The sequence below is a fragment of the Bacillota bacterium genome (assembly GCA_013177945.1).
GTDB lineage: Bacteria > Bacillota > DSM-12270 > Thermacetogeniales > Thermacetogeniaceae > Ch130.
Genome location: JABLXW010000027.1, coordinates 1 through 9,555, shown reverse-complemented (window position 1 = coordinate 9,555; position 9,555 = coordinate 1). Strand labels below are relative to the sequence as shown.

The window sequence follows — 9,555 nt, the reverse complement described above, 5'->3', positions numbered from 1 at the left end:
GGTGCAGTAGAGTGGGCAGCAAAAACAAAAGCTCGGCAAGAAGCGAAAGAGGAACCGTCCTGATTGAATTCGTCTTTGCGATAATCATCTTTGCCGCTTTTGCCTACGGCCTGCTTGCCATGTCGCTGTGGGGTATCGGGGCGTTCTTTATCCAGGAGGCAGCCCACGAAGCTGCCGAGAGGTACGCTGTCACCATGGACGAGTCTTCCGCCGAATCGAGGGCCCTGAGCCGTCTGGGAAAGTGGGCGTATGCGTTCGTGAAGCCGGAAAGCGTCTCTGCCAGTGTCTGGAAGGACGGGGACTCGGCCCGCGCCAGGGTCGTGGCCGAACCCAGGATAAAGAGGCTTTATCTCTACGAGCTGCCTCAAATCGAGAAAACCTCTTTGTGCGTGTTCGAGTACAGGTTCAGGAGGTCGGGTGAATTCCTGTGGTAAAGAGACTCAAATCGGAAAGAGGCACCGTCTTGATTGAGCTTGTCTTTTCGTGCCTTATCCTCGTGATCTTCTTTTACGCCTGCACCGAAGTGTTTCTTCTCGTCAGAGACAAACTCTACCTCCAGCGCATCGCCCGCGACGGGGCGAGGGAGGCAGTTATCGTCGGAGGAAGTGAGAGCGCCGGCACCGCCAAAGCCCGCGCCCGCGCCCAGCAGTTCTTCGGCAACCGCGCCTCGAAGGTAGACGTGGAGATGAAAAGGTATGACGGCGACCGCGTGCATGCAGTAACCTGCGTTGTGAGCTACCCGCACCCCGTTTTCGGTCCGCTCTCTGAAAAGATTTTCGGCTCAAGGGAGGTGACGCTCAGTGCCCGGGCGACTTTCGGCTGGAGAGACCTGGCAACCGGTTACGAATGAGCGGGGGACGTTTCTCCCCATTATGGCGGTGCTCGTAATAGTATTGACGCTGCTTTTCGCCGGTCTCGTCGAGTTCGGGAGGTTTCTCATCCTCAGGGAGCAGACTCAGACGGCCTCGGATGCCGCAGCTCTGGCCGCCTCCTACTCCGGGGTGAAAAGATGGGTCAATGTCGACGTTAAGACCGACCGGGGAGAAACCAGGGTGTGCGATTGCGACGAATACGGCTGTACCTGCTGGTGTGAGCCTTGCGGTATCCACACTGAAAACGTTACCGGCCTGGAGAGGGAACTCATCGACGGAGGAGAGTGGCAGGACTACTGCGTGCCCCTCTGCTCCTGTGGCGGCGGCTCCTGCTGGTACGTCATCAAGAAGAGATGGGTGGAGTATTCTCAACAACACTCTCGAGACACGGCCGAAGCGTTTGCTCTTGTCAATCTCCCCGATCAGGCAGAAGATGTCTGGCTGAGCAGGGGCAGCCCGAAGATCCGCCACGACGTAGCATCAGTTGTTGTTTATCTTAAAAGCAGAGCAAGGAGCCTCTTTCCGAATCTGTTCGGGGTATTTTCCGAAAGTTATGAAACTGAGACCTGCTCCGAAGCGGCTACGTTCTACTACGACCCCAAGACAGGCAAGTGGAGAAAGGCACCTGAAGACGCCTGCTGGAAGGATTAGCGATTGGTCCGGCAAAGCGCCGGGCTTTCTTTTTTTAAGGGGGTGCTTTTCCGTGGACCGCCTTAACTTCAGAACGCTTTCCGACTTTCTCTTGTCTTTTCTGGCGGGACGGGGCTTTCACGTTTTCTTCGTCCTGATCGTAGGGGGACCGTTTCTGCTCGCCGGGGCCCGCCTCCTGGCGGCCGGTGTCTTTGAAGCGTGCGGGTTCCCGCCGAGAGTGTCTCTTTTGACGACGGACCTGGTCATCTTCTTCCTGGCTTCGCTGTTGCTTTTCAGCTGCCTGAATGGGCGCTGCGTCTTTCCGGATTTCACGAGCATTGCAACGCCGTTCGAGACGTTCGCTGAGGCTCTCCGGACGGCGGGGCTGCACTGAAAAAAAGAAAAGGGGGTGGAAAAACTTTTCGGGTCTTCAACCTGACGCGCGGAACTGTGCTGGCGGAAAGCATCGAAATTGCCGGCGCTTTGTTCAAGCGCCTGCGCGGTCTCTTGGGAAGAAGCAGTATTCCTTCAGGCGAAGGTCTGCTTATCGTCCCCTGCCGGGCGGTCCACACCTGGTTCATGCGCTTTCCCATTGACGTTGTTTTTCTCGATGAGGATTTTGCGGTTGCCGGTGTCGTGGAAAATATGCCCCCCTTCCGGTTCTCCCCCTACGTGCGGAGAGCCCGAGCAGTTCTTGAACTTTCCGCAGGCACCGTGCGAGAGACGGGAACCCGAGCCGGAGACAAAATCAAACTGGAAAGGAGCTGATACAGTATTAACCAGGCCGCGAAAAACCCTGGTCTCGCTGCGATTTTAAGTTTTTTCATTGTCGGCCTCGGCCAGATCTACAACGGCCAGATAGGGAAGGGAATCGCTCTCATGGTCACCGCCGTAATATCTGGATTACTCTGTGCGATCTTAGTAGGTTTTATCCTGCTTCCTGTTGTCTGGATCTACGGGATCTGGGACGCCTACAAGACCGCTGAGAAGTTCAATCGGGGAGGTGGTGCAGCTGCCTGACGTGGCTGCTGTTGCCGCTCTTTTAGCGGGAGGAGCCGTTCTCCTTCCGTCGCTGGGCAAGGTCGCTCCTGCGAACAGGGTGCGGGTCTCCGAAGTTTTCTGCCGGACGGGGCTCAGGTTTTCGTCTCCTGAAGAGCAGGACCGGCTCGCAAAGAAGCTGGCCCAGGCTGGAATCAAGGAGAAGCCCGAGTGGTTCCTGGGCCTCAGGCTCTCCCTGGTCGGGGGCTTTCTGGTGCTCTTCATTCCCATGCTCCTGGTGGGCACCGACCTCTTCTGGCTGGTCCTGTTCGCTCCCCTGCTGTACCTTGCTCCCAACATCTGGCTCAACGGCAGGATCTCGAAGAGGAAGAGCGAGATCCGGCTCGCCCTGGCGGACTTCACCCTGTTCCTTTCGACAGCTCTCTCTGCCGGGTCTGACATACGGCTTGCTCTGTGGGAGGCAGCAGAAGGAGCGGGAGGGGCCCTGCGGGAGGAGGTGGAGCGCGCCCTTCTGGAAAGCAGCACCGGGAAAAGGCTTGCTGACGCCCTGGACGAAATGGCCGACAGGTGCGATGTGGATGAATTGAGGACGCTGGCGCGGGTTTTAAATCAGGCGCTACGCTATGGGAGCAGCCTTGCCGAGATTATGCGGGCGCATTCAGAGCAGATGAGAACGGTCCGGAGGTTCGAAATAATGGAAGCGGCCAACAAGCTGAGCGTGAAGCTGGTTTTACCGGTTCTCTTGTTCATTCTGGGGCCCTGTATGATCGCGTTGGGCTACCCGGCGCTGGTGGCTTTACTCAAAGCTTTCGATTGAGACTTTCGATTGAGAAAGGAGGTTTTCTGAACATGCTAGATGTCCTTAAAGACGAAAGAGGACAGTCTCTGTCTGAATACGGTCTGCTTCTCGCTCTGGTTGCGGTGGTTTGCATTGCTGCCCTGATCTTTTTGGGGGACAAGCTTGTCGAGAAGTTCCGCGGCGTGGGGCAGCAGATCGAGCAGGCGGCACCGAAGTAAGACGATGAAAAGGGTAAAGGTGTTCGGGAAAGGGAGCCTGAGTGCTCCCTTTTTCCTGGCTGCGTTAATTGTGCTCTTGACGACCAAGTATGGGCCTTTAACCCTGCCAGGTGCTGTCGTGGCCGCTGCCGGTGTCGGTTTTTCTCTCTTCGGCCTGAACCTCCCGGCCGCGGCTACGGGGACCCTTTCTGCAACAGTCAGCTTTGCCGCTCAGGCTACGGTGGGAATCTGCCCGAGCTGCACCCTGGCGGCCGTCTTTTTTGCGCTTGCCGGGGTCGTTTCGTCTCTGTGCCTGGTCAGGGATGGCAGGTCCGTCTGGGCGATCGCTCTTGCCCTTCCCCTGGTGTGCAGTTTATCCTTTTTCGGCTTCCGGCTTCACCCGAAACCTGCTGAGAAGATCGGAGCCGGCCTTCAGCCTCCTGCGCCTGTTTCGTCGTCCGTGCAGGGCAAAAGACAGGTGCAGGCGCAGGAGACCCTCCTTCTTTACTATTCTCCCTGGTGCGAATACTGCGACGAACCATTAAGAGCCTTCATTGAAAAGGACCCCGAAGGGAGAAGCTGGAAGCCGGTTGTTGTTCCCTACTCTTCTGAAGGAGAAAGGGAAGTCAGGGAGATGGGCTACAGGGGCGAGGTGCTGTCCGCTCCGGAATCGCCCGGCCGCGGTTTTCCCTGTCTCCGGCTTCCCGACGGGAGCGTGTTTGTTGGGAAGAAGAAAATACTCGATTTCCTGGAAAGGAGTGGTTTCTCATCAACATATCGCTGAAGAAAAACCTCCCGCTGGCGACATCCTTCGTCCTGGCGCTCGTAGCGGCGCTGCTCGTTTACGTTTCGCTTAAAGCAATGCAGCCTTCGGTTCCCGTTCTGGTGGCTGCCCGGAACCTTTCCGTTGGCGCAACCATCGGCGCGGGGGACCTTGCGGTCAGAAACGTTCCTCCATCCGTCGTTCCGGATTCTGCCGCCAGCAGAAGCGAGGCGGAAGGGAAAACGGTCGCTTTCGGCCCCATCCTTGCGGGGGAAATCATCAGAAAAGAGCACCTGGTTGCCTCCGGCTCGCTTCTCGCCGCGCTCCGGACATACGCTCCAGAGGGTTGGTCGGCGGTTGAGCTTCCTCCCGATACCGCAACGGGGATGGAGGGCCTGCGCCGCGGCGACAGGGTTGAGCTCTACGGTGAGGTTCCCTACGGGGAAAAGGGAACTGTCGTGGGCTTAATCGCCCGCGCCGTGATTCTTCAGACGCCGGAAGCAGCAAAGGAGGGTTCTAAGCAGTACGTCGTAGCCGTTCCGGCAAATTCTGCACCCGCGGTCGCGGAGGCGGTGGTGCGCAACAAAAAGCTCGCGGTCGTCCTGCCTTCAAAGGAGGAGAAGCCCGGTGAAGTTTCCGTTTCCGACAACTCCTGAGGAGGCGGGTGGGGGATTTGCGGCCGGTTTTCTCTCGCTGCTCCCGGGAGCGGGAGCAGCGACCCTCGCCTGCCTTGCCGCATTATCTATTGCGGAGTCGGGGAAGCGGGTTGCGTTGGTTGACTTCTCTCCTGCCGGGAAGGTCAGATCGTACATGGGACTGACGCCGGACGTCTGCCCTGCGAGCGTCCTGGACGCGGCGGGCGTGAGCGGGCCGGCCGAAATCCAGCGGGCAGGGGTCGTGCACCCGCGCTCCGTGTTCGTGATCCCCGGCGCCGCCAGACCCCTGGACGTGCCGCAGGTGGACAGCAGGCTCGTGTCCCGGACGCTGACCTACCTCCGCCGGGAGTTCGACTACGCCGTGGCGGTTCTCCCTCCGGTTTGGGGGGCCGGCTGGGCAGGGGCGATCATCTGCGACGTGATCTGCCTCGTCCTGAGGCCCGACCGGGCCGACCTCGACCGCTATCGGGATGAGGTCGAGCTCCTCTCCCGCCTGGGCTGCGGCGGCAGGGTGAAGATCGTCCTCAACCAGAGCAGGGCGCCGGGCGCTCTCCGGGACGAAGAGGTCAGGGAGGTCTTGAGGCCGGACTGCGTGCTGCCGTTCGACCCCGCGGTGCGCGCTATGTGCAACAGAAGGTATCTGGAAACAGGGCGTCTCAAAAAGCAAGTGCTGAGCCTTTTCGAAAGGGGGAACGGGAATTGAGCGAGCGCGACGTTGCTCTTCTGGGGATGTTTGCCGCCCGGGACGGGCTCATCAGCGCTGCGGTCGAGCCCTATTCGGAAGAACCTGACAAGGAAGAAATTATCTCTCCCGAGGTTTATTCTCAGCTTAAAGACCACGTTCAGGAAATCGTGCGCCAGCAGTTCCGGCTTGAGGAGACGGTGCGCTCCCGGGACCCCGTGGTCCGCTCGAAGTTTAAAGCTATCGCTCTCAACTGCATGCGGTACCTGGACATCCGCGTGGGCACTCCGGACGTGCCCGCCCTGGTCCAGCGCCTCTTCGACGACATCATGGGCTACGGCCCCCTGGAGAGGTACTTCTGGGATCCAGAAGTGACGGAGATTATCGTAAACAATACGAAGATTACCATTGAGAAAAACGGCATCGAGTTCGACGCCGAGGAGCAGTTCGAAAGCGTCGAGCAGGCGCGGGACGTAGTCCAGCGGATGATCGCCCCAACGGGGAAGCGGCTGGACTACGCCGAACCCGAGGTCAACGCCAGGCTCTTTGATGGTTCGCGCTTGATCGCCCAGATCGCTCCCATCGCCGTGGACGGGATCCTGGTCGCGATCCGCCGCTTCCGACAGGACCTCACTGTAGCCGAGCTTTTGAAAAACGGGGCGTTTTCCCGCGCCCTCCTGGACTTTTTGCGGGCGGCTGTCGTGAGCAGGCAGAACATCGTCGTCAGCGGGGGTACCGGAAGCGGGAAGACGACTCTGCTGAATGTTTTGGGCTCCTTTATTCCCGAGAGCGACCGCATCATCACCATCGAAGACCCCGCGGAGCTCCGGCTCCAGCACCCGAAGGTGCGCCGGCTCGAGGCCCGGCCGCCTAACATCGAGGGGAAGGGGGAGATTCCCATCCGCAGGCTGGTCAAAAGCGCTCTGCGGATGGCTCCAAAAAGAATCATCGTCGGGGAGTGCCGGGGCGCGGAGGCCTTCGATATGCTCCAGGCGATGAACACGGGGCACCTCGGGTCGCTCACGACGCTGCACGCCAACTCCGCGGCGGACTCCATCACGCGCCTCGTGGGGATGGTCCTGCAGACAGGGATGGACCTGAATGAGAGCGCAATTCTCAACATGATCGCCAGCGCCGTCGACCTGATCGTCCACGTTGAGATGGACAGGACCGGGCGTAGGCGGGTCGACCACGTGGTGGAGGTTGCTGGAATACGGAGAAACGAGGCGGGCGCCGTTTCCGGCGTGGAGCTCAACCCGCTCTGGGCGTTCAGCAGGGAGAAAAACGACTGGGTCTGGGTCGGCAGGAAGTTCCTCCGGAAGGAGAAGCTTGTGCGGGAGGGGGGCTGGAGGTGCTCGCTTTAGCCTGTCTTCTGGTTTTCCTTGCGGTCTACCTGTTTGCCTGGCACGTCTTGCGCCCGCGCGGGGTATCGCTCCAGGAGGAGTGGACGCTGGAGCACGCCAGGAGCACCTTCAGCCAGAAGCTCCTCCACGTGGTCCTCTGCGGCTTTGCCTGCGCCCTCGCCGCCTATGGAGTGACCGGACAGCTTCATTTCGCCGCTCTGGGCCTCTTTGGGGGGTACTTCGCGGCCAATGCCCTCATTCGGAGAAGGGAAAAGGCGCGGGAGGACGCGCTCCGCGCCCAGTACGGGCGAATTCTGACCGCTCTTGCCTCCGCCCTCCAGGGCGGGCTTGGGCTTTATCAGGCGCTGGAGGACATTACTCCCTCCCTCCCTGAGCCCGGCAGGAACATATTCGTTGAAATTCTTTCCCGCGCCCGGACGGGTTCCACCGTGCTTCAGGCCGTGAGGGATGTTGCCCGGGTCACTGGGTGGAGGGACCTGGACTCCCTGGCGATGGCGGTCAGGCTCTACGAAACCACCGGCTGCGACCTGGTGCAAGTGTTCAACTATTTGTCGGACGCCGTGAGGGAGCGCGAGAGCGACAGGAAGTACGTGAGCGCCGTGACCGCAGAAATCCGGACGACGGCCTCGATCCTGAGCGTTCTACCCTTTGTCTTGATCGGGGCCGCCCGGGTGCTTGCTCCGGAGTTCGCGAGCCCTTTGTTTACGACCACCGGGGGGAACCTGGTTGTGCTCTTCTGCGCCGGAATGGTGTTCCTGGGCAACAAGTTCATTAGAGGGATGGTGGAGAAAGCTGTCGGAGCTTGAAAAACTCTTCAACAAAAAGCTGTTCGTATGGGGCGGAATTTTCGCCCTGGGCGCGGCCTGCGGGGCGCTGGGGCACAAAGCGATTTTGCCTCACATGGTTTCCCTTATCGACGTGGGCCTCCGGGCGAGCGGTCGCCTTAGCGCGGGGAGCGGGGTAGAAGCCGCTCTGTTCATCTTTATGAAGAATCTCTCTGTCGTTTTCTTGTGCGCCCTGCTGGGGCGCGGCACGAGGGGGACCTTCCCTGCTCTTGTCTGCTTTATTAACGGGGGCATCCTGGGCTTTCTGGGCGCCGTAATGCGCGCCTACGGGGACGTTTCCTGGTGGAGGTACGTTGCTGCACTTTCACCGCACGGTGTCATCGAACTCGTGGCGGTCTTCGCGGCGTGCACCGTCGGGATGCTTAAAGCGCCGGTGAAGAAAAAACTCCGCCTGCTTGGAGCGCCGCTCGCCATGCTTGCTGTAGCGGCGTGCGTGGAAACGTGGATTTCGTCAGGATTGGCGAGCAGAATTCTTTGAGAGCAAAGCGCGGAATTTCCGCGCTTTTTCTTTTTTCAAGCAAACACCGGCAAAAGGGGGTTGGATTTTGCAGGTTTTCATCAACGCAGGGCCCGATAAAATCGAGTCCTTCGCGAAAGCTACGAACATTTCTTTTAAACCCTTAAGCGAAGCCAGGCCCGCCGGCGATGCCGTCGCGGTGGTGGTGCAGGGGGCATCGTTTAAAAACGACCTTTCGGTCTCCATCGGGCTCGGCGTTCCCATTGTCGTGGTCGCGGGAAGCGAGAGCGCCGGGGAATCTATCGAAAATGCCCTGAAGTTCGGAGTTCCCGAGCCCTGCATCCTGGTCAAGCGCGGCGGCAAGGTTTGCGGGCTGGACGGAAGGGAAATCGCTCCAGCAGTGGGGAGGGGAATCGGGATCAGGGCAGTGGTGAAGGCCGCGGAGCACGCCTTGAAGAACGGCCTCTATCCGGAGCCCCTCGTCTGGGTCGAAGAGGAAGAGCCTGCAGTCTTCCAGGAGCCGGAGCCGCCCGGTGAGGAGCGGCAGGAAATAAAGCTGCCCGAACCGCCCGCGAAGGAGGCCAGGCCGAAAGTCGTCCCGCTGGCGCGGGAGGCGGGCGTGGAGGCTCGGCTTGAGGGAATCCTGGAGATGGCAGAAAGAATCCTTGCGGTGTTCCGGTCCACGTCGGACGCGGAGAGCGGCCCGGTGGCGCGAGATCTGGCGGCCAGGCTTGACGGGGTGCACCTCGAGCTTTCGCCCAAGCCGTCTTCTTACGCTTTCTACGGGAAAACCCTGGAGGAGGCCTTGCGCTCAGGTAAATACCTGCACGCAAGCTCCAGCGCGTTTGCGGGCAACAGGTACGCGGGCGCGAAGTGGCTGATCGTCGAGATCGACGTGGAGATCATGCCCTCCCTGCCTGAGCTCGTGGACAGGATCTACAAGAGGGCGGAAAAGATAATCCACGCTGTAGGGGAGAAGGAAGGGCAGGCCGCGCTGAAGACCTGGCTGGAGTCCGGCTGGAAGCTGGAGGCCGTTGTCCCCAACCGCTCCGTGTTCGACTCCATCAAGCGTGCCTTCGGAAAGATCGTCTTCCCCGACGCCTCCGCCTTGATCGCCCAGTTCACGTCATAGACCCCACGCCTGAAGGCGGGGGCCTGCAGAAATCAGCAGCCCCATCCTTTCAGGCGAGAAAGCGGCATGAGTTGCCTTCGGGCACAACCATGCCGCGCTATGACCCGCCTCAGTGTGGGAGCCAACGAACCAGGCGCTCGAACCACGCTACGTTAAGGA

The 9,555-nt window shown here is 60.1% G+C and carries 14 protein-coding genes; all 14 read left to right on the top strand.

Going from position 1 to position 9,555, the window contains the following annotated elements; translation table 11 throughout:
- Positions 1-434, top strand: a 434-nt coding sequence (locus HPY58_13020) for a hypothetical protein (protein NPV30540.1), incomplete at its 5' end; no start/stop codon positions are given.
- Positions 428-850, top strand: coding sequence for a hypothetical protein (locus HPY58_13015; GenBank protein ID NPV30539.1), 423 nt, complete (start codon positions 428-430; stop codon positions 848-850). The genes HPY58_13020 and HPY58_13015, both read left to right, overlap by 7 nt.
- 22 nt (positions 851-872) lie before the next feature.
- Positions 873-1,523 carry a hypothetical protein gene (locus HPY58_13010; protein ID NPV30538.1) on the top strand — a complete coding sequence of 217 codons (651 nt, stop codon included), beginning with the start codon at positions 873-875 and terminating at the stop codon, positions 1,521-1,523.
- A gap of 52 nt (positions 1,524-1,575) precedes the next feature.
- On the top strand, positions 1,576-1,896 hold the full coding sequence (locus HPY58_13005; protein ID NPV30537.1) for a hypothetical protein: 321 nt from the start codon (positions 1,576-1,578) through the stop codon (positions 1,894-1,896).
- Entirely contained in the window at positions 1,893-2,270 is a 378-nt protein-coding gene (locus tag HPY58_13000; protein ID NPV30536.1) for a DUF192 domain-containing protein, read from the top strand. The genes HPY58_13005 and HPY58_13000 overlap by 4 nt, the downstream gene beginning before the upstream one ends.
- Before the next feature lie 238 nt (positions 2,271-2,508).
- Complete coding sequence (locus HPY58_12995; GenBank protein NPV30535.1) at positions 2,509-3,318, top strand: type II secretion system F family protein; 810 nt, start codon at positions 2,509-2,511, stop codon at positions 3,316-3,318.
- Positions 3,319-3,350: 32 nt separating this feature from the next.
- Positions 3,351-3,518: a Flp family type IVb pilin gene (locus HPY58_12990; GenBank protein NPV30534.1), complete on the top strand. Its 168-nt coding sequence runs from the start codon at positions 3,351-3,353 to the stop codon at positions 3,516-3,518.
- A gap of 4 nt (positions 3,519-3,522) precedes the next feature.
- Positions 3,523-4,281, top strand: coding sequence for a hypothetical protein (locus HPY58_12985; protein NPV30533.1), 759 nt, complete (start codon positions 3,523-3,525; stop codon positions 4,279-4,281).
- Positions 4,282-4,382: 101 nt separating this feature from the next.
- Positions 4,383-4,916, top strand: a complete 534-nt coding sequence (locus tag HPY58_12980) for a hypothetical protein (protein NPV30532.1) — start codon at positions 4,383-4,385, stop codon at positions 4,914-4,916.
- A complete protein-coding gene (locus tag HPY58_12975; GenBank protein NPV30531.1) occupies positions 4,888-5,619 on the top strand; it encodes a hypothetical protein in 732 nt (243 codons plus the stop codon). The genes HPY58_12980 and HPY58_12975 overlap by 29 nt, the downstream gene beginning before the upstream one ends.
- Complete coding sequence (locus HPY58_12970; protein ID NPV30530.1) at positions 5,616-6,962, top strand: CpaF family protein; 1,347 nt, start codon at positions 5,616-5,618, stop codon at positions 6,960-6,962. The genes HPY58_12975 and HPY58_12970 overlap by 4 nt, the downstream gene beginning before the upstream one ends.
- Positions 6,950-7,768, top strand: coding sequence for a hypothetical protein (locus tag HPY58_12965; protein ID NPV30529.1), 819 nt, complete (start codon positions 6,950-6,952; stop codon positions 7,766-7,768). Before HPY58_12970 ends, HPY58_12965 begins: the two co-directional genes overlap by 13 nt.
- A complete protein-coding gene (locus HPY58_12960; GenBank protein NPV30528.1) occupies positions 7,689-8,285 on the top strand; it encodes a stage II sporulation protein M in 597 nt (198 codons plus the stop codon). Before HPY58_12965 ends, HPY58_12960 begins: the two co-directional genes overlap by 80 nt.
- Positions 8,286-8,352: 67 nt before the next feature.
- On the top strand, positions 8,353-9,396 hold the full coding sequence (locus tag HPY58_12955) for a hypothetical protein (GenBank protein ID NPV30527.1): 1,044 nt from the start codon (positions 8,353-8,355) through the stop codon (positions 9,394-9,396).
- Positions 9,397-9,555 lie beyond the last annotated feature (159 nt).

Bases quoted from the DNA above. Each gene is read 5' to 3' on its own strand.
- HPY58_13010 (NPV30538.1), top strand. From the start codon at position 873: ATGGCGGTGCTCGTAATAGTATTGACGCTGCTTTTCGCCGGTCTCGTC.
- HPY58_12990 (NPV30534.1), top strand. From the start codon at position 3,351: ATGCTAGATGTCCTTAAAGACGAAAGAGGACAGTCTCTGTCTGAATAC.
- HPY58_12985 (NPV30533.1), top strand. From the start codon at position 3,523: ATGAAAAGGGTAAAGGTGTTCGGGAAAGGGAGCCTGAGTGCTCCCTTT.